Origin of the sequence: Oribacterium sp. C9, from assembly GCF_002007235.1 — a bacterium.
Lineage (GTDB): Bacteria > Bacillota > Clostridia > Lachnospirales > Lachnospiraceae > Oribacterium.
In genome coordinates this window covers 105,919-131,960 of sequence record NZ_MUHW01000002.1, presented here as the reverse complement: position 1 = coordinate 131,960, position 26,042 = coordinate 105,919, and the positions used below count along the sequence as shown (strand labels likewise).

Here is a 26,042-nt window from a genome sequence, read left to right as displayed (position 1 = left end):
GGTATGACCGTGTAGCGTCATCTCTTATGTCACGTGATTTGCATGGAACGACGTTCTACAGGAGGAAGGCTATGACAGTAAATATAAAGAATGTTTTTGATCCGGTGAATTTTACAAACCGGGAGCTCAGCTGGCTTGATTTTGATGCCCGTTGCCTTTACGAGGCGAGGGATCATAGCGAGCCCTTGTTTGAGAGACTTAAATTTCTGAGTATTACGGCCTCCAACCTGGATGAGTTTTTCACCGTAAGAGTTGCCTCTCTGAAGGATCAGGTAAATGCCGGATATCAGAAAAAGGATATAGCCGGCATGACCCCTCAGCAGCAGCTTGCAGCCATATCGGAGAAGACCCACAGCTTCATGAATCTGCAGTATTCCACCTACAACAGATCAATACTTCCATCCCTAAGGAATCAGGGATTATATGTTATATCAGAACATGAAAAGCTGACAGAGGAAGAGGCGAAATTTGTTGATGAGTATTTCAAAAACAATGTTTATCCTGTGCTCACTCCCTTTGCGGTCGATTCAGGAAGACCGTTTCCACTGGTTCTGAACAGAACGCTGAACATAGCAGCGCTTGTAAAACCCAAAAAGATAAAGGGAAAAAGCATAGTCAGCAAGAAACATAAAAAGGCAGCCGGACTGGATATGCCTCAGAGCAATATCGAATTTGCCATGGTGCAGGTTCCCAACACACTTCCCCGTATAGTTGAGCTTCCGACTGAAGCATTGGAAAGCGGAAAGACCCAGAGAGTGGTCATTCTGCTTGAAGAGATCATAGAGCGGAACATGGGGCTTCTGTTTGCCAACTATGAGATAGTTTCCACCCATATCTTCAGGATCATGCGTAATGCTGACCTTAGTATAGATGAGGAAGAGGCAACGGATCTTCTGGAAGAGATAAAGAAGCAGCTTAAACAGCGCCGATGGGGAGAGGTAGTCAGACTTGAGGTTGAGGATACCATGGATAAGCGGCTTCTGAAGGTCCTTCGTAAGGAGCTTGGTATAGAGAACAAGGAGGATGTCTATCGTATAAACGGTCCTTTGGATCTTACCTTCCTCATGAAGATGTATAAGATGGAGGGCTTTGATTATCTGAAAACCCCTGATTATGTGCCTCAGCCGGTACCGGCTCTTCATGATGGCGGTTCCATCTTTGAATGTATTCGCAGAAAGGATATCTTTGAAACGGTTCCTTATGAGACCTTTGATCCGGTTGTGAGACTGATAAAGGACGCTTCGAGGGATCCTGAGACTCTTGCCATAAAAATAACTCTATATAGAGTTTCCGGTAATTCTCCTATAGTAAAGGCGCTGGAGGAGGCGGCCATAAACGGTAAGGACGTTACTGTTCTTGTGGAACTGAAGGCGCGTTTTGATGAGGAAAACAACATTCAGTGGGCAGAGCGTCTCGAGAAGGCGGGCTGCCATGTGATATACGGACTTGTGGGTCTGAAGACTCACAGTAAGATTGCGCTCGTTATCCGTAATGAGGCTGACGGTATCAGGAGATATGTACATCTCGCTACCGGAAATTACAATGACAGCACAGCCAAGCAGTATACCGATCTCGGTATCTTTACCTGTGAACCTGAGTTCGGTGAGGATGCGACCAATTTCTTCAATATGATCTCCGGATATTCCGAGCCTGAGAACTGGAAAGAGCTTATACTGGCTCCGTTATGGCTCAGAAAGTGGGTTTTGAAAAAAATCCGTAAGGAAATAGAGAACGCAAAGAAAGGCGTACCTGCTAAAATAACAGCTAAGATGAACTCATTATGCGATCCAGAGGTCATAGGCACCCTGTATGAAGCCAGTCAGGCTGGAGTACAGATCGATCTTATAGTAAGAGGTATATGCTGTCTGAGAGCCGGCATACCTAAGCTCAGTGAGAACATACAGGTGAGATCCATAGTTGGATATTTCCTAGAGCATGCCCGCATATTCAGATTTGAAAACGGTGGAGAACCGGAGTATTATCTGGGAAGTGCAGACTGGATGCCCAGAAATCTGGACCGCCGTATAGAGATAGTGTTCCCGGTACATGATGCAGATATCCGTAAGAGGCTCCAGCATATACTGGATCTGGAGCTTGCGGACAATGTAAAGGCTTCTGTGATGGATGAGAACGGAGAGTATCATCATGCTGACCTGAGAGGCAGGAAGCAGATCAATTCTCAGATCATCCAGTGTGAAGAAGCATTGAAACAGACCAAAAAGCTTACGAAGGCAAAGGATGCAGAAAAAAAGATGTTCATACCCAGGGGGCATAAGGATATAGGTGACTGAAAGCCTGTTCCGTGTTTGAACAAAGGGCTCAGGAAGCATTCAGCGTTCCGGGGTTAAAGACAATAGTGTGAAAAGGAGTAGTTATGCCACAGATTAATATTCTTGTAGTAGATGATGAAAAGGAGATTGCCGAGCTTGTTGAGATCTATCTGGTAAGTGATGGCTATAAGGTGTTCAAAGCCTACAATGCCGAGGATGGATTGAGGATCCTTGATGAGCAGGAGATCCATCTTGTGCTCCTTGATATAATGATGCCCGGGATGAACGGACTTGAGATGTGTAAGAAGATCCGTGAGAAGTCTAACATTCCTGTGATCATGCTTTCTGCCAAGTCCACAGATCTCGATAAGATCGTGGGCCTCACCGGAGGAGCTGATGATTATGTTACAAAGCCGTTTAATCCTTTGGAGCTTACTGCACGTGTGAAGTCACAGCTTCGCCGCTATACACAGTTGAATCCGAACGCTGCAAATCAGTTTACGAACAATGAGATCACCATCCGCAACATGACTATCAACAAGGATAATCATAAGGTCGTTATAGATGGTGAGGATATCAAGCTCACACCTATCGAGTTTGACATTCTGTTCCTTTTGGCTTCACATCCCGGTAAGGTATTCTCTACAGATGAGATCTTCGAGAAGGTCTGGAACGAGAAGGTGTACGAAGCCAACAACACGGTTATGGTCCACATACGTCGTCTGCGTGGAAAGATGAAGGAAGACAGCAGAGAAAACAAGATAATAACAACCGTTTGGGGCGTTGGATATAAGATTGAAAAATAAAATTATGCCGGAGGTTGCGCTACAGTTAATGCAGTGTTTCTTCCGGCTATTTTTGATATAAGGTTAAGAACATTGGATAACGAAAAGAAACAGAATGACAATCAGATAAACAGTACCGGACGCGGATATATGCTACAGCTAATTGCAAACATAGCTGTAGCTGCGGTCATTACCTCGGTGGTGGAGGTGTTCCTGATCACGAACATTACGGCGATCACCAGCTTTCTCTATCAGACCGGTAATAACAGCTCTGCTGTCCAGAGATTTGCTTTTGGATCGACCATAAGCGTTCTTCTTTTTGTTCTGCTGGGGATAATACTTTTCTCTTTTATTTTTTTGATGACCCAGAGAAAAACAGCCAGAGATATAGAGACCATCGCCAGTGCAGTTCAGCAGATCTCTGAGGGAGACCTTAGTACAAAGCTTGATGTAGTTGGAGAAGGTGAGCTGACTGAGATCGCAGAAAACATTAACCGCATGGAGAAGGACATCCAGGAGCTCATAGAAAAGGAGAGAAATTCGGAGCAGTCAAAGACTGATCTCATAACTAATGTCGCTCATGACCTGAGAACACCACTTACGTCTATTATCGGGTATCTCGATCTTCTCAGGAAAAATCGAAACCTGTCACCCGAGATGCAGCAGAAATATCTGGATATCGCATATAACAAGTCGGAAAGACTTCAGAAGCTCATAGAGGAGCTTTTCGGGTTCACAAAGCTTTCCTACGGTAAGGTAAATCTCAACATCGCCAAGGTTGATATCGTCAAGCTCCTTGCGCAACTTTTGGAGGAGAGCTATCCGAACTTCGTTAACAACGGGCTCAGTTATGACTATGTTTCAAATACAAAATCGCAGATCATAGATGCGGACGGAGATCTTCTTGCAAGGCTTTTTGACAACCTGATAAACAATGCCATCAAATACGGCAAAGAAGGTAAGAGGGTCAAGGTTAACCTTCGTGCTGACAAGGAGATAGTGACAATAAAGATAGTTAATTACGGCTATGTGATTCCTGAAAAGGAACTGCCTCTTATTTTTGACAGATTTTACAGAACGGATCACAGTCGTACCACACAGAACGGTCCTGGAGGAACGGGACTCGGACTGGCTATAGTTAAAAACATTACCGACATGCATCATGGAGTGGTTTCAGTATCTTCAGATCTTTCGGGTACTGTTTTTTCAGTGAAATTAAAGATTCATTTTGAGGAAGGAATAGAGAATTTTGAGTCCAGAAATATTGAATCCAGAAATGAAGAACAGCGTAAGCATCCTGGTAGAAGAGGATGACGGAAAAAAATCAGGTGTTTTTTTCAGGATAAGGGCGGAGAAAGCCCTTATGCTTTTTCTGAGTCTGTTTTTCATCATAGGATTTTCCATGACGGCAAGGGCAGATGCTATAGATCTGTCGGTCACATACGGTTATCAGAATATCGCAAAGGCAGGAAGATATCTGCCTTTGAACGTGCATATAGAGAATACCGGTGAGCAGACATTTTCGGGCTATATCCATGTGTATATGGTGGAATCCGAGAACAGCGTTTATGAATATCAGTACAAGAAAACTGTGGAGGGTGAATCCGAGGACAATCTTTCGGTTATCGTTTCACTGAGTTCGGGAGTCAATCAGATACTGGTAACGGCTGAGGACAATAACGGGACGGTTATGGGCTCGAGAAGAGTGGGACTGGATGTTGCAGGCTCTGATGCAGAGCTTATAGTTGGCATCATTTCCCAAAGCCCGGAGGCACTTTCATATCTCAGTGGTGTCGGCATCAATAACGGCATACTCCGTACGAGAACTGTGGCACTGGATATCAAGAATCTGCCGGGAGACAAAAGCGAGCTTGACCAGCTTGACGTTCTTCTGATCTCTGATTATCCTGCAGAGTTTATGAAAAACAGTGAGGCGAGAACCATACTTGACTGGGTCAGAAAGGGAGGCGTACTGGTACTGGGCACAGGCTCCAGAGGCAATCAGGCGCTGGCACCACACTTTGACAGCTATTTAAAAAATGCCCTGTCACCTTCATCTATGCAGGTTAAGATGGTTGACGGCGACGATAAACAGGGAGATGAGATCACGCTTACCGCTTCAGCAATTTCCCTTAACAGCGGAAGAGAGGTGATGTTCTCGAACAATGTTCCCATCCTGTCAACTGTGACGGAGGGAACCGGTATCATCGCCATATGCGGCTATGATTTCTGTGATATACAGAGATATGCCACGGATCAGGTGTTCTATGTGGACAGACTTTTTACAGCCATATTGGGACAGAGCCGTCTGGACAAATTATCTGTAGCCGCGTCGGAAAGAAGCCTGCGGCTTTACTGGGACATTCAGTCTCTTATGAATATGAGTGATGTGAGAAAGATCCCCGAGCCCATGTTCTATGTGATCATCCTGTTTGCATATGTTCTTCTCATAGGACCCGGGATCTATTTCTACCTGAGAACACATGAGATGATCAGGGTATACCGTTCAACCGTAATGGTCATCACCATCCTGTCAACACTACTTATCTGGGTAATGGGAGTAGGAACCAGATTTACAGGACCGTTCCTGACTTACGCAAGGATAATGGATGTATCCGAAGACAGTATCAACGAAACGGATTACATCAATCTCCGCTCCCCATACAACCAGAGCTACAGCTTTGATGTAAAGTCGGAGTACTATGTATATCCGGTTCTCAAGGGCTCGGATTATAACGGTGATATACAGGAGATCGCGATGGATGGTGAAAAGGGACATACAACCATTGGTAACTATCGCGATAAAACAGAGATCACTATAGCAAACACCTCTCCTTTTACCGCGAGGTATTTCGAGCTGAACACAAAAACCCCCAATACCTCAGGATATTTCACCACAGATATGGTATATACAGGTGGGGAGATAAAGGGAAGCCTCACAAATTCATCCCGGTATTCTCTCAAGGATGCGGCAATCCTTATATTTGGAAAAGTAATCCGTATAGGTAAGCTTGATGCCGGAGAAGTTGTGGATCTTTCGGGTAAGGAAATGATCAATGTTCCTGTGGGAGATTGTCAAAGGATAGCTGAAACTGTGACTACCGGTTCAGAGCTGGGATTCCTTAAATATTACATTTCAAATTATATGACAGGTTACTACAGTGATGCGAAGCTTGTGGGATTTGTCCAGGATGAAGAAACAGGAGCTTCACTTGACTTTACAGATCAGTCCGGTTATGAGAACTACGGAGCAACTATGGTGGTCTCCTCGCTTCTTCTGAACACCAGAGTCGGGGATGAGTACAGTTACAGTGCACTGGCTAAGGATCCGGAAGTGAAGTCCGGCAATTATAGCGTAAGTGACAACACCATGTCGGGAGTCGTGCCTGCAGTTCTGGAGTATCATCTGGGAGAGGGCAACAACATAAAGAGCATAAGCATTGAAAGCATAAACACAGATGAGCCGGATTCAAAGGATAAGATAGGAAACATCAGAGCCTTCAGAGGTTCTCTAAGTTTCTATAACAACCAGACCGGAGGATTTGATGCTATAGATATAGGAGACGGTGTGCTGAACAGGACGGAGCTTACGTCTTATCTTGGTGAGGATAATACTCTCGTGGTCAAGTACACACCGGCAGAGCAGAACTCAGGTATAGATGAGCGAAGATATCTTCCTATGATAACAGTCACTGTAAAGGAAAATGTTGCGGTCATAAATCAGATACTTGGATTTCTGGATGATGAGGGAACTCAGGCTGAAACAGACGCTTCGGAAGAGGTGGGACCATATTCCGCAGAATCCTACGGAACGGTCGTGGTTGAAGAAACGGCACCTTCTGCGGGCAGTGTGACTTCGGAATCAAAAGCAGAGGGAAGAGAGGCTCAGGATGATATCGCTTGAAAATGTTAAAAAGAGCTATGGGCATGTGAATGCTCTGGACGGTCTTACGATGCATATTGAGGATGGAGCAATTTACGGCTTTGTCGGACCAAACGGAGCCGGTAAGACAACTGCCATACAGATGATGTGCGGACTGGAATTTCCTGATGAAGGCTCGGTGATGGTTGATGATATGGAGGCAGGTTCCAATGTACGCCGACTGAAAAAAAGGATAGGCTATGTTCCCGATCATACCGGAAGCTACCCGAATCTCAGGATCATAGAGTACATGGATTTTTTTGCTGAATGCTATGATATGCATGACCAGAAGACCAAAAGGAGGATACAGAATCTTCTGAATATGGTGGGGCTTCAGGAAAGGCAGACACAGTTTATGGATTCGTTGAACACAGGAGCCCAGCAGAAGCTTAGTCTGGCAAGAGCTCTGATACATGATCCAAAGATACTGATAATGGATGAGCCTACAGCGGGACTTGATCCAAACACGAGATTTGAATTTCGCCAGATGATAGCAAATCTGGCTGATTCAGGTAAGACCATAATCATATCATCTAATGTGCTCAATGAAATATCCGAGCTCTGTACGGATATAGGCATCATAGATCATGGAAATATGGTGATGGAGGGAAAGATAGATGAGGTGCTCGATCATGTCAATGCTTCAAACCCCATCATTATCTCCATAGCCGGAAGTCTGGGGTCTGCATTGCAGGCCCTGAGAACAGATCGTATGGTACGTTCTGTAAGTATCAGAAATAATGATCTTCTCATAACCTTTACCGGTTCAAAAAAGGATGAATCCAATCTTTTGAAAAGGCTGGTAGAGGCAGGAGTGCCCGTAAGGGGATTTCACAGAGAGAAGGGTAATCTGGAGGCTCTGTTCCTTCAGCTGACCGGAACCAGAGAAGAAAGGAGAGTGACCTATTATGAGGCTGAATCCGATTTTTCGGAAGGATGAGATAACCAGTGCCAGAAGCTTTACATTACCGGCACTTGTGACGCTGGTGAACGGAAGCCTGTCCATGCTGGTCCTGTTCAATCTTTTTTTTGTAAGCAGAAGCGCCAGAGTGACCGGTGAAATATCTTATGTGAATTTTTTGAGGATATATTATATTGCGGCAGTAGCGGAGGTACTGCTCATCCTGCTCATAACGCCTGCACTTACAGCCACATCGATCTCCGGTGAGAGGGAGCGAAAGACCCTGGGTCTGCTTCTCACAACACAGCTGGACCCATGGGATATAGTGGCGGGAAAGCTGATGGGAGCTCTGGGATCCCTGCTTTTACTTGTATTTACCTCGGCGCCTATACTGGCAACCGTTTACATATACGGTGGCATAACATGGTATCAGCTTACGGTTTTCATCTTTTTTCTCGTGACCTCAGCCGTTTTCTGTTCAAGTATAGGGATCATGGTGAGCTCCTTCTCTTACACAACGGCAGCGGCAACGGCTGTGGCATACGTTATTATCTTCGTCAGCTATACAGTTATGTTCATGGTTGTGATCTTCAGAGCCCAGCTGGGAATACCCGATGACAGAATCATACCGGGAATCTTTGTTGCCTTCTGGGGACTTTCATTCTTTTTACTGTATATCAGTAAAAGGCATATTACCCCACATAGAAGAAGGAAATTGAGAGAGGGCTGATAGTGGTGTTTGCCTGCAGTGTACCGGGGGCCGATGGACTAAAGTGCTACCAATATCCGGCATAAGCTGATACAATGGTCCGGATAATGTTTTTTAAAGGAGTATGTGCGGATGTTCAGATCTAAGATGATAAAGCCCGATGGACGAAAAAGTATACTTATCCTGACGGTGATCTGGATGGTGGTGATATTTTTGTTTTCGACGCAGCCTGCCGAAAAGTCAACCGAAACAAGTCTTTTCATCGGACAGCTGGTGGAGGCTGTATGTGTTCCCGGATTTTTGAATCTTTCGCCAGAAGAAAAAAGGGTCATGGCTGAGGACATAGATTTCGTTGTCAGAAAGACTGCTCATGCAACGGAATATGCTATACTCGGTGCTCTTTTATGTATGACGGTGGGAGAGTTTCTGACACTTCCGGAATTCAGGAGATATCGACTGGCTTATATACTGGGAACTCTTTATGCGGTAACGGATGAGATACACCAGTTGTTCGTTCCGGGAAGATCCTGTATGCTTGTGGATGTTTTCATAGACTCGGCAGGGGTGCTTGCGGGTGTTCTTGCTGTTTATGTATTGAAAAAAATAACAGAAAAGGTGATCTGCCGGAAAAGACTATCTGTGGCATAACCTCAACTTATGAAACCGGGTGCTGTACCCGGTTTTTCTTTTATCTTTGGTTGAAAACACAAGGTTAATATGCTTAAATGGTGTAAATGTAAATTCAAGGGTCATTTTGACCCGTTTTCAATAGAGGTATAAGAAATATGAGCTGTATTATGATTGGTATCGCCGGCGGTTCAGGTTCCGGCAAGTCTACATTTACCAACCGACTCAAGGACGAGTTTGGTGATAAGGTTACTGTTATTTATCACGATAATTACTACAAGTCCAATGATGGCGTACCATTTGAGATCCGCCAGAAGAGCAATTATGACTCACCTGATGCATTTGAGACAGATCTTCTCATTACTCATTTAAAGGCACTCCGAAGAGGCGAGACAGCACAGTGCCCTGTATATGATTACTCTCAGCACAATCGCACAACTGAGACAGTAGAGCTTAAGCCTTCAAAGATCGTTATAGTCGAGGGTATTCTGGTCCTCGAGAATCCGGAACTTCGTTCACTTTTTGATATCAAGATATATGTTGAGGCAGATGCGGATGAGCGTATCATCAGACGAATCATCCGTGACGTTAAGGAGAGAGGCAGACAGGTGGAGGATATTTCATCCCAGTATCTTACAACCGTAAAGCCTATGCATTATCTCTATGTTGAACCTACAAAGGCCAAGGCTGATATCGTTATCAACAGTGGAATGAATGATGTAGCATTTGATCTTATGAAAACGAAGATCAAAAGTCTTTTAGAAAACGGAGGAAACAATACCAATGCTTTATAACAGCACACGTGGCGGAGAAAAGGGTTTACAGGCTTCTGAAGCTATCCTCAAGGGACTTGCGGATGATGGTGGTCTTTTTATGCCGGAGTCTATTCCGACTCTCAAGACTTCACTTACAGAACTTAGCAAGATGTCCTATCAGGATCTCTGCTATGAAGTAATAAAGGAATTCCTTACAGACTTCACTGAGGAGGAGCTTCGTCACTGCATCAATTCTGCCTATGACGAGAAGTTTGAGACTCCTGCCATAGCACCTTTGGTAAAGAAGGATGATGCATATTTCCTTGAGCTTTTCCATGGAAAGACTATTGCGTTCAAGGATATGGCACTTTCTATCCTTCCTCACTTTATGGTGACAAGTGCAAGAAAGAACGCTGTTACAGATAAGATCGTTATCCTTACAGCTACATCCGGAGATACAGGAAAGGCTGCCATGGCAGGCTTCGCGGATGTACCTGGAACAGAGATCATAGTGTTCTACCCATACGGTGGAGTATCCAGATTCCAGGAGCTTCAGATGAGAACAGAGCCCGGAAAGAACACTCATGCTGCAGCTATCCGCGGAAACTTCGATGATGCTCAGACCGGAGTTAAGAAGATCTTTGGAGACAGAGAGTTCACATCAGGTCTTAAGAATAAGGGAGTTATCTTAAGTTCAGCCAACTCCATCAACATCGGTCGTCTGGTTCCTCAGGTTGCGTACTATGTTTACGCTTATGCCCAGCTCATCGCGAATAAGGAAATCAAGGACGGCGAGAAGATCAATGTCTGTGTTCCTACAGGAAATTTCGGAAATATTCTTGCGGCTTATTTTGCAAAACATATGGGCGTTCCTATCGCAAAGCTTGTCTGCGCTTCCAATGAGAATCGTGTACTTACTGATTTCTTCGGAACCGGAAAGTACGATCGCAATCGTCCGTTCATTCTCACATCAAGTCCTTCCATGGATATCCTGATCAGCTCAAATCTTGAGAGACTCATATATCTCAGTACAGGCTGTAACGCAGATAAGACAGCTGAGCTTATGAAGGAGCTTAAGGAGAACGGTGTTTATGAGATCACTGATGACATGAGAGCATTCATCACTGACTTCTTCGGCGGCTATGCTGATGAAGACTCTGTTTTTGCTACCATCAGGGAGCTCAAGGATAAGACAGGTTACGTTATAGATCCCCATACAGCCGTTGCCAAGGCAGTATACGAGCAGTATGTTGAGAAGACGGGGGATAAGACAAAGACAGTTATCGCATCTACAGCGAGCCCGTTCAAGTTCTCACCTAATGTTATGAAGGCTCTCGGCGAGAACGGAGATGACGAGGATGTATTCAAGGTCATCGATGCTCTCCAGAAGATAGCGGGTGTGTCTGAGCCTAAGGCTATCAAAGAGGTACGCAGTGCTGAGATCCGCCACAACACTGTATGTGAAGTTTCCGAGATGGAAAGGACAGTGGAAAGTTTTCTTTTTGGATAATACATATTTAATCGGATTCCTTAGGGAGTCCGATTTTTTTGCTTTTTATGAGCTCTGAGGAGTGGATATCCGTATACGTACACTGTAATGGGGACATATTTCTGACGGATTGCTGCTGCGTTTGAAATCTTTCTCTTAATATGATGTATTAAATGAATTTTTTTACAAACCAAGTATCATTACAGCTATTTAAATGTTATGATAGACGAGGATGTTGCAAGATAGACATTCTAAACTTCGAATTTTATGGGGACATGAGAAATATTCGTCAGTTTCTGCATGTTCTTGTAGAAATACAATACGAGCTATGTTAATATATTCACATACTTCGTATAAGTTATCACATTAGGAGGATATAAAATGTTAGTAAACGCAAAGGAAATGCTGGATAAGGCTCTTGCAGGCCATTATGCAGTTCCACAGTTCAACATCAACAATCTTGAGTGGACAAAGTCAGTTCTTCTCGCTTGTGAAGAGGTTAAGTCTCCGGTTATTCTCGGTGTATCTGAGGGTGCAGGCAAGTACATGACAGGATTCAAGACAGTTGCAGCTATGGTTAAGTCTATGGACGAGACACTCGGAATCACAGTTCCTGTAGCTCTTCACCTTGATCACGGTACATATGAAGGCTCAAAGGCTTGTATCGAAGCTGGTTTCACTTCTATCATGTTCGACGGTTCTCACTATGATATCGAAGAGAACGTTGCAAAGACAAAGGAGCTTGTAAAGCTTGCACATGATAAGGGAGTTTCTATCGAGGCCGAAGTTGGCGGTATCGGTGGCGTTGAAGATGGTGTGGCATCTGACGGCGAGAAGGCAGATCCTGCTGAGTGTAAGATGGTAGCAGATCTCGGTGTTGATTTCCTTGCTGCAGGTATCGGTAACATTCACGGTGTATATCCTGCTGATTGGAAGGGCCTTGACTTTAGTGTTCTTGCAGCTATCAAGGAGCAGATCGGTGAGGTTCCACTGGTTCTTCACGGCGGTTCAGGTATTCCTGAGGATCAGATCAAGAAGGCTATTTCTCTCGGAGTATCAAAGATCAATGTTAATACAGAGCTTCAGCTCGTATTTGCCAAGGCAACAAGAGAGTATGTTGAGGCTGGCAAGGATAAGGAAGGCAAGGGCTATGACCCTCGTAAGCTTCTTAAGCCGGGCACAGAGGCTATCATCAACGAGTGCAAGAACAAGATCGCAGTATTCGGATCAGCTAATAAGGCTTAATGTGAATTATTCAGGAGTCGCCAAAAGGCGGCTCCTTTTTTCGCGATAAAGTTTTCGAGTGTGCCAAAGCGTAAATTGTACAATTTTCTCAATGTCTTTAAGCGAAAGCAAAATATTTTTTCCTTGCCACATACTTATTCTGTGGTTTACAATCTGCAAAGTAAAACTAAATACGCAATTTTTCCTTTCATAAGGGAGTAAAAGGAGATTAACGAATGAATGGTGTTCTGAACGTCGCCGAGATCTTTGGCGAAGATGTCTTCAACGACAAGGTTATGCAGGAACGTCTTCCGAAGGCTGTATATAAGAAGCTCAAGAAGACTATCACTGAGGGCTATGAACTTGATCCAACGATAGCTGATTCCGTCGCACAGGCGATGAAAGAGTGGGCGTTGGAGCATGGAGCGACTCATTATACTCACTGGTTCCAGCCTTTGACAGGCATAACTGCCGAGAAGCATGACTCTTTCATTTCTGCCGCTGATCAGAACGGTAAGGTTATCATGGAGTTTTCCGGAAAAGAGCTTGTAAGAAGTGAAGCTGACGCTTCCTCTTTCCCGTCAGGAGGACTTCGTGCGACATTTGAGGCAAGAGGCTATACCATCTGGGATTGTACCAGCCCTGCTTTCCTCCGTCATGAGGGTGACGATAATGATATCGTGACTCTGTGTATCCCCACATCCTTCTGCTCCTTTGGAGGTGAGGCTCTCGATACAAAAACACCACTTCTTCGTTCAATGCAGGCCATAAATGAGCAGGCATTGAGAGTTCTCCGTCTTTTCGGAAATACCACCACAAAGTCTGTAAAGCCGTCTGTAGGTGCAGAGCAGGAGTATTTCCTTGTTGACAGAAACAAGTATTTAAAGCGTAAGGATCTCATATATACCGGTCGTACCCTGTTCGGTGTTATGCCTGCAAAGGGACAGGAACTGGACGATCATTATTTCGGTTCCATCCGCCACAGGATCGCTGAGTTTATGAGAGACGTGGATGTGCAGCTCTGGAAGCTGGGTGTAACAGCCAAGACAGAGCACAATGAGGTAGCTCCGGCTCAGCATGAGCTCGCTCCTGTTTATGATGAGGCAAATCTTGCGGTAGATCATAACCAGCTTGTTATGGAGGTTATGAAGAAGACCGCACCAAAGCATGGTCTCGAGTGTCTTCTCCATGAGAAGCCGTTTGAGGGAATCAACGGTTCAGGTAAGCACAATAACTGGTCACTTGTGACAGACGATGGCATTAACCTCATGAGCCCGGGAGATACTCCTCACGACAACATTCAGTTCCTTCTGGTTCTTGCCTGTGTTCTCGCGGCTATAGACAAGCACGCTGATCTTCTGAGACTTAGTGCGGCAGATGTTGGAAACGAGCACAGACTTGGAGCGGATGAGGCACCACCTGCCATTATTTCAGCATTTATAGGAACACAGCTTGAGGATGTTGTTCAGCAGCTTATCGGTACAGGATATGCTACCAACTCTAAGAAGGGCAAGAAACTCCCTACCGGTGTCAACACCATGCCGGATCTTTATGCGGACGTAACGGATCGTAACCGTACATCACCGTTTGCCTTTACAGGAAACAAGTTCGAGTTCCGTATGGTCGGTTCAAGTGATTCCATAGCAAGTGCCAATATCATTCTCGATTCAATAGTGGCTGAACAGTTCAAAGAGGCTGCGGATGTACTTGAGAAGGCTGAGGATTTCAAGACAGCCTGTCATGACTACATAAAGAAACTCCTTACAGAGCACCAGAGGATAATCTTCAATGGAAACGGATACAGTGAGGATTGGGTTAAGGAAGCTGAGAGACGAGGTCTTCCGAATCTTCCGTCCATGGTAGATGCAATCCCTGCTCTTACAACAGAAAAGGCTGTAAAGCTTTTCAAGGAATTTGGTATCTATACTCAGTCAGAGCTTGAGAGTCGTACAGAGGTTGAGTACGAGCACTACGTTAAGGTTACAAACATTGAAGCCCGTGCCATGATCAACATCTCAGGAAAGCAGATTATCCCAGCGGTTATTCATTACACAACCAGACTTGCGGATTCTATCAACAAGGTGCTTACTGCATGTCCGGGGGCTGATGTGAGCGTTCAGCAGAGACTCCTCGAAAGAGCTTCAAAGCTTCTTTCGGATATGGACAGCGCACGTACAGAGCTTTTTGATTATGTTGAGAAGTACGGCAAGGAAAAGAATGCAGAGAAGAAGGCTCATGACTACCATGATGTCATCGTTCCTGCAATGAAGGCTTTACGTGCCCCTGTAGATGAGCTTGAGCAGATAGTAGATAAGGATCTTTGGCCATATCCGAGCTATGGCGATCTTATCTTCGAGGTTTCCGAGCCCTAAGCCGAAAAAACATATTTTATTAAACCATCAGAGCACTTTTCTGCCTCTTCCGGCAGGAAGGTGCTCATTTTATATATTAAACTTGTATTCATGAAATAATAATGTTATCATGTTCAAAATATGAGAAAATATTTAAAATGTGAACATAAAAGCAAGTAAAGATCTCCTTTGAATTATTTTGGGGATAAATGATCTGTGGATGGTAAGGATATGATGAAAGAATCAATTGTTATTTTACGTACACTTCATGAAAACAAAGAAAGTACCCAGAGGGATATAGCTCTTCAGCTGGGAGTATCCCTGGGAAAGACCAATAGGTTGATAGCCGATACAGTTTCTGAAGGCTATCTTGTAAAGCTTGACAATGCCGAAGGGCGCGGACGTAATGTGTCATATGAGATGACTGAGAAGGGAAGAAGACTTCTTGAAAGGTACCGTGTGGACGGAGCCCTTATACTTGCTTCGGGTTTCGGATCAAGATTCGTTCCCCTTACCTATGAGACTCCGAAGGGACTTCTGGAGGTTTTCGGAGAGCGAATGATCGAGAGACAGATAAGGCAGCTTCATGAGGTGGGGATAAAGGACATCACCATCATGGTGGGATATCTCAAGGAGAAGTTCGATTATCTCATCGATAAGTACGATGTGAAGCTAATTTATAATCCTGAATTTGCAGAAAAGAATACTCTTGCTACGATGCATCATGCCAGGTCTTTTCTCAAGGGGAAGAATTGCTACATCCTGTCCTCGGACAACTGGATGAGAGATAATATTTATCATACCTATGAAGCAGATAACTGGTATGCCGCCACCTTCATGAAGGGGGAGACAAGAGAGTGGGCTATGGAAACAGCCAAGAACGGTGCCATTAAGAGTGTTTCTGTAGGAGGCACTGACAAATGGTGCATGTACGGTCCGGTATATTTCACAAGAGAGTTCTCAGAGAAATTTCTGCCTCTTATAGAGGCTTACTATAAGATGCCGGGAACTGAGCAGTTCTACTGGGAGGATGTGCTTATCAGAAATCTGAGAAATCTCCCTGAGATGTATGTGAATAAGCGCCCGGATGGAGAGGTCTATGAGTTCGAAAATCTGGAGGAGCTTCGACGCTTTGATGAAAAGTATGTCAATGATTCCGGCTCTAAGGCTATGCAGCTTGTGTCAGGAGTCTTCGGAATTCCTGAGTCTGAGATAGTTAACATCAGATGCCTCAAGGCTGGCATGACCAATAAGTCATGGTATTTCTCTGTTTCCGATTCTGCGGATTCTCCGGAGCAGTACAGAGGAAAGGCATATATCTGCCGAATTCCGGGACCCGGTACTGAAAAGCTCATAAACAGAAAGCAGGAGGGAGATGTATATAAGGCTGTTACAGGACTTGGAATAACCGAGGAGCTTATGTATTTCAATGCTGAAAACGGCTATAAGATCTCCAGATACTATAATGGGGCAAGAAATGCTGACTATGGAAAGCAGGAGGAGCTTTCGGCATGTATGTCACTTCTGAAAAGGCTCCACAATTCCGGGCTTAAGCTGGATCACGAGTTTGATTTCCGAAAAGAGCTTATGGGATATGAGAAGGATATAAAGGATGTCAATGCCCAGATTCCGTTTGAGGATTACCCGCTGGTAAGGATGGAGGTATCAGAGGTACTGGATTGGGTTTCTTCACTTAACAGACCTCATACCATAGCACATATAGATTCTGTTAAGGATAACTTTATCTTTACGGATGAAGGGCTTAAAATGATCGACTGGGAATATGCGGGAATGGCAGACCCGCTGGTTGATCTCGCCATGGCTGCCATATACTCCTATATGAGCTTTGATGAAGTGAAAGAGCTTATCAGGGTTTATGCCGAAGTCTCCTCCGGTGTATGTGATGATGGAGGCATAGCCATGAGGGGACTGAGTGAAGACGATGCCTATGCTATAGTTACAGCCTACATGGGAATAGGAGGTCTTCTTTGGTCTCTGTGGGGAGTGTATAAAATGGCTCTTGGAGAATCTTTCGGAGACTATACATTAAAAATGTACAGGTATTTCAAGGATTCCTATAAAATATTACGAAAATTAGAAAAAATTTAATGTAAAAGATAAGAACGTGCGACATTCAGCGTGTTAATATTTATCTAGATAATTAGCGGAGGACTTGTGATTATGAATATGAAAGCTAAACTGAGTGTCGTTGGTCTGAGTCTTGCCATTGGATGTACGGCGATAGCGCCGGCTGTATTTGCAGGTTGGGGCCAGAAGGACGGTAAGTATTACTATGTTGACGACTCAACCAATGAGAAGATACATAATAAGTGGATACATACTTCATCGGGATATTATTATATCGGAAGCGACAGTTATATGGTGACCGGTTGGAAGAAGATCAATGACAACTGGCACTACTTCAGAAACAATGGTCTCATGGCTACAGGCTGGAGACAGATAGATGATAAGTGGTATTATCTGAAGGATGACGGCGTTATGCAGACCGGATGGTTGAAGCTCACTGAGAACGACAACACGAAGTGGTATTATCTGAAGGCTGACGGAGCTATGAGTACAGGTTGGGTACAGCTTAACGATAAGTGGTATTATTTCCAGCCGGGTGACGGAACACTTATCATGGATTCCTGGGCAAAGATAGACGGAAAGTGGTATCGCTTCGAGTCAAACGGAGTCATGCAGACCGGCTGGTATTCCAACAACGGCGCATATTATTATCTCAATAACAAGGGAGTTATGCAGACAGGCTGGAAGACAGATACTTCCGGAAATAAGTATTATCTTGATTCTGAGAATGGAAAGATGGCTCAGGGCTGGAAGTCCATAGACAATAATTATTACTATTTTGCCCAGAACGGCAAGATGGTCACAGGATGGCTTGAGTATAACGGCTCCTACTACTATCTTGACAAGGAAAGCGGCAAGATGGCGAAGGGCAAGACTCTCACCATAGACAATACAGAGTACAGCTTCAACAACGATGGAGCATGTACGAGCAATGTCAGCGGGATAACAGTTACTCATGCCACTACAGGAAGTACACAGACTTCGTCTTCAGACACCATATCGTCTCCGGGCTCTTCGAGTTCAACCAGTGCTACCAATACAAGCAGTAACGGCAGCACTACAGTAACTACCACTACAACTACAGTTACTACAAACACAAGCTCAGGTACCACAACTGCGCAGGCATCCGGAACAGTGACAGGAGGTCCTGCATCTTCTACGGGGAATGTGATAACTTCATCAGGCAGTACATCCTCCGGTAATAGTGTTATCGCAAGCTCTACGGCACCTGTTAATGTAAGTACAAATAACAGCTCAACACAGAGCTCGGTATATACCAGCAGCACTCCGTCTCTTAATGAGGGACTTACAGTGGGACCAAAGTGATACTTTAGGAACGTGATTACAAATTCGGGATCAGGCAGAAAGTCTGGTCCCGTTCTTATGTGTGGATAATAAAAATGTTAGATGATTATGTAAAGGCCAAGCATCTTGGCGACGGGCAGTACCGTAAGGATGTGGCATCGGGACGTTACCCTTATCTTACGGCGCTTGATGATATAATTTCACAAGGCTCTATCTCTGCAGAGAATCATATGGGGCTTATGGAGATACCTATTTCAGCCATAGCCGGAACGAAGACCAGAGGCAGACAGGAGTCATTTGCCACCAATTTTATGCCTATTCTCAGTGCGAAGACCGAGTTTGCGCTGAAATGGGGAATCCTTTATGATGCTGCCGTCAATCAGGGAATAAGGGATCCGATACTGGTTTATGAATACATGAACCGTTTTTATGTGCAGGAAGGAAATAAAAGAGTATCCGTTTCCAAATTCAATGGTGCCGTGTCCATAGTTGCGGATGTCATAAGACTGCTTCCTGAAAGAAACGGAACGAAAGAGAACAATATATATTATGAGTTCGTGGAGTTCTTTAAGGCGGCGGGCTTCTACGGAATTCGTTTTTCCGAGGAAGGACGATATCAGAAGCTTTGTGATGTTCTGGGGCTTCCTATGTCCAGGCCCTGGGACATGGATATGAGGAAGAATGTAAAGTCGGCCTTTGACAGATTTTCGGATGTTTTCGACCGAAAGGGAGGAAATCGTCTGGAAGTTACAAGAGGCGATGCATTCCTGCTTTATCTCACGATCTACGGGCTGTATAATCTTCAGGATGTATCCAATGCTCAGATCGAAAGTAATCTGGATCAGATCTGGAACGAGTTTTTAAAGAATGCTTTGGATGTGAGTCTGGTGAAAGACCCCGAAGTTCTGGAAAAACAGGACAAGCCTAACATCTTCAGTATTTTCACAACTCAGGACAAGGGCTTCAAGGGGGACACCCTTAAGGTTGCCTTTGTTTACGAGAAGAGTGCCGAGACCTCTAGCTGGGCGTATGCACATGAGCTGGGACGGCAGTATCTCAAGGATAAATTCGGTGAGCGCCTGGATACCATAAAGTTTGAAAACTGTGAGACGCCGAAGCTTGTTTCCGAGGCTATAGATGCAGCTTCCGAAACAGGCGCCAATGTCATCTTCACTACAACGGCCATGATGATAGAGGCATCTGTCAAGGCTCAGATAAAGCATCCTGATATATACATACTTAATTGTTCGGTCAATACCAATTACAACACCATAAGGACCTATTATGGACGTATGTATGAGGCAAAGTATCTTATGGGGGCACTGGCTGCTTCTGTCACTGACGGAAACGATATAGGCTATGCTGAGCTTTGCCCTCAGTACGGCACCCTTGCCAATGTCAATGCCTTTGCCATAGGTGCCCAGATGGTGAATCCTTATGCAAGGGTCCATCTCAAGTGGACGGGACTCAAGGATGGTGACTGGAAACAGGAGCTGAGAGATGAAAATATAATGACCATCTCAGGACCGGAGATCAATCCTCCGAAGCGTATATCCAGAGAATTCGGAGTTTACATGGTGGCTGACGGCGATGTGGTCTCAAACATTGCCATGCCGATCTTTGACTGGGGAAAGTTCTATGAGATAATCATTGACTCTATTCTTTGCGGTACCTGGGGAAGTTCCATGCTGACGAGAGATCATAAAGCTCTTAATTTCTGGTTCGGTATGAAGTCAGGGGTCATAGATGTGATCCTTTCGAGACAGCTCGGGTATGCGACAAAGAAGATGCTCAGGATACTGAGAAAGGGTGTCATGGAGGACAGACTGAATCCTTTTGACGGTGAACTGTACAGTCAGACAGGAATCATCAAGGATTCGGATGCGCCGAGACTTACAGGCGAAGAGATAGTGAATATGCATTGGCTGAATGATAACGTACTGGGAACCATACCACCGATGGAGGCATTTGACCAGCGTTCCATAGAACTGATGCGCATGAGTGGATTTATGATGAACAGAGGGGAGAAGGCGGATGAAGGTTCTTCTGTTGGCCGATGAAGAGGATAAAGCACTATATGATTACTATGATGACTCGAAGCTTAAAGATGTGGACCTCATCATATCTGCAGGTGATCTGAATTCCAGATATCTTGAATTCCTGGTTACAGTGGGGCATGCACCGGTTATCTATGTTCCCGGTAATCATGATACAAATTATGTGACAGATCCTCCCCTCGGATGTGATTGTGCCGACGACAGGATCTTTGACTATCACGGGCTTCGTATACTTGGTCTGGGAGGCTCCATGAAGTATAAGGATGGAGCCTATATGTACACTGAAAGGGAGATGGAGAAGCGCATAGACAGGCTGAGGGGCAGTATAAAGCTCCACAACGGTTTCGATATACTCCTGACACATGCACCGGCCAAGGGCTACGGAGATCTGGAGGATCTTCCCCACAGAGGATTCCAATGCTTCAATGAGCTTTTGGAAAAGTACCATCCGAAGTATATGATTCACGGGCATGTGCACAAGACCTATGGCGATTTTGAAAGAGTACGTACCCATTCTTCCGGGACCACAATAATAAACGCCTACGGAAAATACAGCATTGATCTGAAGAAAGGTGATCACCCCGAGGAGGGAAAGACAGGCTCCTTCCTCTATGATCTATATAAAAATGTGTCCATGGGCAAGCGACAAAAGCTTTACCATGGCAGCTATGGAGAAGAAAGATGATGATAACAAATGATTGGCAGACACCGCTTGAACCTGAGTTTGCCAAGACGTATTATAAGGAACTGTATGACAGGGTAAACGAGGAGTACAGAAATGAGAAGATATATCCTCCGGCTGAGGATATATTCAATGCGTTCGAGTTCACCCCTTTGAGCAGAGTGAAGGCTGTGATACTTGGACAGGATCCATATCACGAGCCCGGGCAGGCTCATGGACTCTCTTTTTCCGTGAAGCCCGGGATAGACATTCCACCATCCCTTGTGAATATTTATAAGGAACTGAACAGTGATCTCGGATGCTATATTCCGAATAACGGCTATCTGAAAAAGTGGGCAGATCAGGGAGTTCTGCTTCTGAATACAGTTCTTACCGTGAGAGCCCATCAGGCGAACAGTCACAGAGGCATGGGCTGGGAAGAGTTTACGGATGCCGCCATAAAAGTACTTAATGAAGTAGATCGACCGCTTGTTTTCATCCTTTGGGGAAGACCGGCGCAGATGAAGGCATCCATGCTGAAAAATCCTAAGCATCTCATACTAAAGGCGCCGCACCCGAGCCCTTTAAGTGCTTATCGCGGATTTTTCGGTTCTAAGCCGTTTTCAAGGACTAACGAATTTTTGACGGAACATGGCATAGAGCCTATTGACTGGCAGATCGAGAACCTTTAAGTTAAGAAAAGCGGTTTCGGATCATGGAAAACCGAAGAGGACTATAAGACCGTATGACCTGAGGTATTCCGGCTGATCGTACGAGTATGGTTTTCTTCTAGGAATAGGAGTGTATTATGAGTTTTATTGAAATTTTAAAGGTCCTTGTGTTTGGACTTGTGGAAGGCTTCACTGAGTGGCTTCCGGTCTCATCAACGGGGCATATGATACTTGTTAATGACATAATCAGGCTTCGCCAGCCGGCTGAGTACTATGAGGTCTTTGAGGTCGTTATACAGCTTGGAGCCATCATGGCTGTAGTAACTACATTCTTTAAGCAGCTTTGGCCCTTTGGACGCAGAAAGAAGAACGGAGGCATCGTTCTCATAGGTTCAAAGGTAGAGTTATGGATAAAGATCATCGTTGCATGTCTTCCGGCTGCGGTATTCGGTCTTCTTTTGGATGATTTCCTGGATACCTATCTCTATAATGGCTTTGTTGTGGCGCTGGCACTGATCATTTATGGCGTGATTTTCATACTTGTAGAGAAAAGAAATGAACATACAGACTTTTCCGTACGCAATTTAAATGAGCTTGATATGAGAACAGCTCTTTTCATAGGTCTGTTCCAATGTCTCGCCCTTATACCGGGAACCTCGAGATCGGGTTCAACTATCATTGGAGCTATGATCCTGGGGGTTTCCAGAACAACGGCTGCGGAATTCTCATTTTTCCTTTCAGTACCCGTGATGTTCGGGGCAAGTTTTCTTAAGCTTCTTAAGCATGGCACTGAATTTAATGGGGTACAATGGTTCTATATGGTGCTGGGAATGGTCATTGCTTATGCAGTCAGCATATACTGCATCAATTTCCTGATGAAGTATATCCGCAAGAACAGCTTTGTTATATTCGGATATTACCGTATAGTGATTGGACTGATAGTTCTCATCTGGTTCGCTGTTTCTGCGGCTTCCTGAGGGTGTAAGAAATCCTTAAGAGGGACGTAACCGATTGTTGGTTGCGGTCCCTCTTTTTTTGAACTATGCTCGATACAGGTTTATAAATAAGCAGATCATAGTCGATTTCAACAGTATAAGTGTTTGGATAACAGAGTGTGGTTAGAGTTTGTTTTTGAGTTATCGGGGGTATATTCGGACACTTTTGAGATTCTGCTTGAGGTATAAACATAGAGCATGGAAGCTGTATGTAACTGAGGGAGAGGAAAAATGAAGAGGTTTAAAGTTGCGCTTGCGGCCATGACGCTGTCGCTTATTATGAGTATGACAACACTCGCTTCCACGGAGATAGGATTGAATCTTGACTGGAAGTATGCTGATAATTCAAAGATAAATACAGGGAAAGCTGTGCTCTATTCCAGCGATGCTGCAAACAGGAAGGATATAACTATCGCTGTAGATGCGGGGCATGGAACACAGGGCGGTGAAGCAGTTAAGGTGCTCGCCCATCCTGACGGCTCTGCCAGGGATAACAGCGGGACAACGACCGAAGCTGCTGTACCGGATGGAATGACCTTTTCAGATAAGGCATCAGAGTCAGCTGTAAATCTGCAGATTGCCGAGAGCTTTGCGGACAGGCTTCTTGCAGACGGATACGATGTGCTCATGATAAGGACCGGTGAAGATGTGCAGCTTGATGATGTGGCGAGAGCGGTTCTCGCAAACAACAAGGCCGATTGTCATATATCCATACATTTTGACTCCACTTCCAAGGATAAAGGAGCATTTTATCTTAGTGCGCCTGACTCCCTTAAGGGTATGGAACCTGTGGCCTCTTACTGGAAGAAGTCTGAGCGACTGGGAGAGAATCTTATAGAGGGGCTCAGAGAAAGCGGTATAAAGATATATTCAGGCGGAAGCAAAGATGCAGATACTGTTCAGAATGCATACTCAACCATCGCATCAGTGGATGTGGAGCTTGGGGACAAGGCAACAGAGCATTCTCAGGAAGCATGTGACAGCTTCGCAGCAGGACTTCTCCTTGGAGTAAACAAATACTACGGTTTTGCCTGAGATCAAATCGGTATCATATGATTTTGACAGGAAAACCGGATTGATTTCCTGGATAGTTTGAAAAGACATTATAAAAGAACCAAAGTCCATGGCAGTGATGCCATGGACTTTTTAGTTCAAAAAAACACACAATACGGCGTGTCGTTTACAGAAAAAATGCCCTCTGTTATAATTTGAATGCCCTGCTTTCCTGTTCAGGATGGATAACATGCAGGACTGAGGAGGCAGAAAACGGCAGGAATCATATGAATACATGATATGGTCCCGCCGATTGTTGCGATGAAACACTTTTGAATTAAGCAGAGGTTTATATGACAGTAGAACATTTATCGAGCATTTTTAGCCTGTTCGGCGGACTGGGGATGTTTCTCTATGGCATGACCGTTATGAGCGACGGTATGCAAAAGGCTGCCGGATCACGTATGTCAAAGTTTCTTGATATGGTTACAGGCAACCGTTTTATGGCAGTTATTCTGGGTGCGGGAATCACTGCCCTCATTCAGTCCTCATCAGCCACCACAGTCATGGTAGTAGGCTTCGTAAATGCCGGCATCATGAACCTGTCACAGGCTGTAGGTATCATCATGGGTGCCAATATCGGTACCACCATCACAGCCTGGATGGTATCGCTTACCCAGATATCCAGCGATATGCTTACGGTTTTAAAACCGGATTTCTTTGCGCCGGTACTGGTCGGCTTCGGTGCCTTCCGTATATTGTTCGGTAAAAAAGGGACGGATGATCTGCTTGGGGATTTCTGTATAGGTGTGGGATTTATATTTATAGGTCTCGGTTTTATGTCAGGTGCGGTTGCTCCCTATGCGGATTCGCCGATCTTCTCACAGGCTTTCAGAGCTATCGGAGGAAATCCTATACTCGGAATACTCGTGGGAGCCGTGGTTACAGGCATCATCCAGTCTTCAGCGGCTTCGGTTTCCATACTTCAGACCCTTGCTCTTGCGGGGGCAGTTCCAAGAGCATCCGGATTTTATATCACCCTCGGACAGAATATTGGAACCTGTATAACTGCCATGATCTCCTCAGCTGGAACCACCAGAACAGCAAGAAGGGCAGCAGTTATCCATCTTTTGTTCAACGTCTCAGGCGCGGTGCTGTTCGGAGCCATCATATTTATGGGAACCTTCTTTGTTCCTGAGTTCATGATGGGAAAGCTATCACCGGTTGAGATATCAGTATTTCATACCATCTTCAATACACTCTGTACACTGGTTCTCTTCCCTCTTGGAGACTTGCTGGTTAATCTTTCCGGTGCCATAGTGCCTGAAGAGAAGAAGGAAGATGGAGATGAAACTGTTGAAGATAAGCTCAATCAGGAGGCTCAGCGACTCAGAAGACATCTTGATGAGCGTATGCTTGAGTCACCGGCTATCGCTCTTGCGGCGGCAAAGAGTGAGGTGGTGAATCTCGGAAGAGTAGTGGCGGTAAACATTAACGCTGCATGCAATGCCATAACCGATGATGGAGAGAATATGATACAGAATGTCTATGACCGGGAGAAGATCATCGATCATATGACAAATCTCCTTACGGACTATCTGATAAAGATTGACAAGCTTTCCCTCAGTGACAAGCAGAAGCTTCAGGTCACAATCATGTTAAATGCTCTTACGGACATAGAACGTGCAGGGGATCATGCAGAGAATATTGCTGAAAAGGCTAAGTATGCCCATGATAAGAGGACTGAGTTCACTGATTACGGTCTCGCAGATCTCGACCGTATTTCGTCCAAGGCGCAGGAAAGCTTCAGTCTTTCTCTCAATGCTTTTGAAGACGGAAGCATCGATGAGATGGTTGATACGGCAAAGGCCGAGGATCAGGTAGATGCCATGGAGCGTGAAATGAGACAGAATCATATGATGAGACTGTCCATGGGAGAGTGTACAACCGATGCGGGAGTTGTGTTCCTGGATATAATCGGTGATCTGGAGAGAATCTCGGATCACGCAGATAACATCGCCGGATATGTTAAACAGTTGATATAAAGGATGATATTAAAAGCAGACATTCATGGGTCTTGCGATAAGTTATCTAATTTATGCAATAGTGATTTCAAAAGATATCGAAGCCATCAGGCTTCGGTATCTTTTTTTATTTGGAAGATCGTAAGGCGGTAAGAAAGATCAGCAGACGGATCCTTGAAGACAAATGCGATTGTATGCGAAATAATAACAGAAAA

General features: G+C 44.8%; 19 protein-coding genes. All 19 read left to right on the top strand.

All coding sequences use genetic code 11. The features are described from left to right. Positions 1-71: 71 nt before the first annotated feature. Complete coding sequence (locus tag BXO88_RS01940) at positions 72-2,291, top strand: RNA degradosome polyphosphate kinase (protein WP_078036095.1); 2,220 nt, start codon at positions 72-74, stop codon at positions 2,289-2,291. An 83-nt stretch (positions 2,292-2,374) separates the two neighbouring features. Then, positions 2,375-3,076 carry a response regulator transcription factor gene (locus tag BXO88_RS01935; RefSeq protein ID WP_036607019.1) on the top strand — a complete coding sequence of 234 codons (702 nt, stop codon included), beginning with the start codon at positions 2,375-2,377 and terminating at the stop codon, positions 3,074-3,076. A gap of 72 nt (positions 3,077-3,148) precedes the next feature. Continuing rightward, entirely contained in the window at positions 3,149-4,369 is a 1,221-nt protein-coding gene (locus tag BXO88_RS01930) for a sensor histidine kinase (RefSeq protein WP_330395054.1), read from the top strand. After that, positions 4,332-6,959: a hypothetical protein gene (locus BXO88_RS01925; protein ID WP_078036094.1), complete on the top strand. Its 2,628-nt coding sequence runs from the start codon at positions 4,332-4,334 to the stop codon at positions 6,957-6,959. The genes BXO88_RS01930 and BXO88_RS01925 overlap by 38 nt, the downstream gene beginning before the upstream one ends. Then, positions 6,946-7,917, top strand: a complete 972-nt coding sequence (locus BXO88_RS01920; protein ID WP_078036093.1) for an ABC transporter ATP-binding protein — start codon at positions 6,946-6,948, stop codon at positions 7,915-7,917. The genes BXO88_RS01925 and BXO88_RS01920 overlap by 14 nt, the downstream gene beginning before the upstream one ends. After that, positions 7,886-8,608 carry an ABC transporter permease subunit gene (locus BXO88_RS01915; RefSeq protein ID WP_078036092.1) on the top strand — a complete coding sequence of 241 codons (723 nt, stop codon included), beginning with the start codon at positions 7,886-7,888 and terminating at the stop codon, positions 8,606-8,608. The genes BXO88_RS01920 and BXO88_RS01915 overlap by 32 nt, the downstream gene beginning before the upstream one ends. A 111-nt stretch (positions 8,609-8,719) precedes the next feature. Then, on the top strand, positions 8,720-9,235 hold the full coding sequence (locus tag BXO88_RS01910; RefSeq protein WP_078036091.1) for a VanZ family protein: 516 nt from the start codon (positions 8,720-8,722) through the stop codon (positions 9,233-9,235). 137 nt (positions 9,236-9,372) lie between these two features. Beyond that, entirely contained in the window at positions 9,373-10,008 is a 636-nt protein-coding gene (gene udk / locus BXO88_RS01905; RefSeq protein ID WP_078036090.1) for a uridine kinase, read from the top strand. Then, a complete protein-coding gene (gene thrC / locus BXO88_RS01900; RefSeq protein WP_078036089.1) occupies positions 9,992-11,479 on the top strand; it encodes a threonine synthase in 1,488 nt (495 codons plus the stop codon). The genes udk and thrC overlap by 17 nt, the downstream gene beginning before the upstream one ends. A 360-nt stretch (positions 11,480-11,839) precedes the next feature. Further along, complete coding sequence (gene fba / locus BXO88_RS01895) at positions 11,840-12,703, top strand: class II fructose-1,6-bisphosphate aldolase (protein WP_044996648.1); 864 nt, start codon at positions 11,840-11,842, stop codon at positions 12,701-12,703. A 215-nt stretch (positions 12,704-12,918) separates the two neighbouring features. After that, complete coding sequence (locus BXO88_RS01890; protein WP_078036088.1) at positions 12,919-15,054, top strand: glutamine synthetase III family protein; 2,136 nt, start codon at positions 12,919-12,921, stop codon at positions 15,052-15,054. A gap of 213 nt (positions 15,055-15,267) precedes the next feature. Continuing rightward, on the top strand, positions 15,268-17,142 hold the full coding sequence (locus tag BXO88_RS01885; RefSeq protein ID WP_078036222.1) for a sugar phosphate nucleotidyltransferase: 1,875 nt from the start codon (positions 15,268-15,270) through the stop codon (positions 17,140-17,142). 72 nt (positions 17,143-17,214) lie between these two features. Then, a complete protein-coding gene (locus tag BXO88_RS01880; protein WP_078036087.1) occupies positions 17,215-18,447 on the top strand; it encodes an N-acetylmuramoyl-L-alanine amidase family protein in 1,233 nt (410 codons plus the stop codon). Positions 18,448-18,521: 74 nt separating this feature from the next. Then, a complete protein-coding gene (locus tag BXO88_RS01875; protein WP_078036086.1) occupies positions 18,522-20,486 on the top strand; it encodes a BMP family ABC transporter substrate-binding protein in 1,965 nt (654 codons plus the stop codon). Next, a complete protein-coding gene (locus BXO88_RS01870) occupies positions 20,461-21,168 on the top strand; it encodes a metallophosphoesterase family protein (protein ID WP_078036085.1) in 708 nt (235 codons plus the stop codon). Before BXO88_RS01875 ends, BXO88_RS01870 begins: the two co-directional genes overlap by 26 nt. Then, on the top strand, positions 21,168-21,836 hold the full coding sequence (locus tag BXO88_RS01865) for a uracil-DNA glycosylase (protein ID WP_078036221.1): 669 nt from the start codon (positions 21,168-21,170) through the stop codon (positions 21,834-21,836). Before BXO88_RS01870 ends, BXO88_RS01865 begins: the two co-directional genes overlap by 1 nt. A gap of 116 nt (positions 21,837-21,952) precedes the next feature. Further along, the gene (locus BXO88_RS01860) at positions 21,953-22,792 is read left to right on the top strand and encodes an undecaprenyl-diphosphate phosphatase (protein ID WP_078036084.1); all 840 of its coding nucleotides are present in this window, start codon (positions 21,953-21,955) and stop codon (positions 22,790-22,792) included. A 249-nt stretch (positions 22,793-23,041) separates the two neighbouring features. Continuing rightward, entirely contained in the window at positions 23,042-23,845 is an 804-nt protein-coding gene (locus tag BXO88_RS01855) for an N-acetylmuramoyl-L-alanine amidase family protein (RefSeq protein ID WP_078036083.1), read from the top strand. 311 nt (positions 23,846-24,156) lie between these two features. Further along, entirely contained in the window at positions 24,157-25,848 is a 1,692-nt protein-coding gene (locus tag BXO88_RS01850; protein WP_078036082.1) for a Na/Pi cotransporter family protein, read from the top strand. Positions 25,849-26,042 lie beyond the last annotated feature (194 nt).

Bases quoted from the DNA above. Each gene is read 5' to 3' on its own strand.
- BXO88_RS01940 (WP_078036095.1), top strand. From the start codon at position 72: ATGACAGTAAATATAAAGAATGTTTTTGATCCGGTGAATTTTACAAAC.
- BXO88_RS01935 (WP_036607019.1), top strand. From the start codon at position 2,375: ATGCCACAGATTAATATTCTTGTAGTAGATGATGAAAAGGAGATTGCC.
- BXO88_RS01925 (WP_078036094.1), top strand. From the start codon at position 4,332: ATGAAGAACAGCGTAAGCATCCTGGTAGAAGAGGATGACGGAAAAAAA.
- BXO88_RS01920 (WP_078036093.1), top strand. From the start codon at position 6,946: ATGATATCGCTTGAAAATGTTAAAAAGAGCTATGGGCATGTGAATGCT.
- BXO88_RS01915 (WP_078036092.1), top strand. From the start codon at position 7,886: ATGAGGCTGAATCCGATTTTTCGGAAGGATGAGATAACCAGTGCCAGA.
- BXO88_RS01910 (WP_078036091.1), top strand. From the start codon at position 8,720: ATGTTCAGATCTAAGATGATAAAGCCCGATGGACGAAAAAGTATACTT.
- udk (WP_078036090.1), top strand. From the start codon at position 9,373: ATGAGCTGTATTATGATTGGTATCGCCGGCGGTTCAGGTTCCGGCAAG.
- fba (WP_044996648.1), top strand. From the start codon at position 11,840: ATGTTAGTAAACGCAAAGGAAATGCTGGATAAGGCTCTTGCAGGCCAT.
- BXO88_RS01890 (WP_078036088.1), top strand. From the start codon at position 12,919: ATGAATGGTGTTCTGAACGTCGCCGAGATCTTTGGCGAAGATGTCTTC.
- BXO88_RS01885 (WP_078036222.1), top strand. From the start codon at position 15,268: ATGAAAGAATCAATTGTTATTTTACGTACACTTCATGAAAACAAAGAA.
- BXO88_RS01880 (WP_078036087.1), top strand. From the start codon at position 17,215: ATGAATATGAAAGCTAAACTGAGTGTCGTTGGTCTGAGTCTTGCCATT.
- BXO88_RS01875 (WP_078036086.1), top strand. From the start codon at position 18,522: ATGTTAGATGATTATGTAAAGGCCAAGCATCTTGGCGACGGGCAGTAC.
- BXO88_RS01870 (WP_078036085.1), top strand. From the start codon at position 20,461: ATGAAGGTTCTTCTGTTGGCCGATGAAGAGGATAAAGCACTATATGAT.
- BXO88_RS01865 (WP_078036221.1), top strand. From the start codon at position 21,168: ATGATAACAAATGATTGGCAGACACCGCTTGAACCTGAGTTTGCCAAG.
- BXO88_RS01860 (WP_078036084.1), top strand. From the start codon at position 21,953: ATGAGTTTTATTGAAATTTTAAAGGTCCTTGTGTTTGGACTTGTGGAA.
- BXO88_RS01855 (WP_078036083.1), top strand. From the start codon at position 23,042: ATGAAGAGGTTTAAAGTTGCGCTTGCGGCCATGACGCTGTCGCTTATT.
- BXO88_RS01850 (WP_078036082.1), top strand. From the start codon at position 24,157: ATGACAGTAGAACATTTATCGAGCATTTTTAGCCTGTTCGGCGGACTG.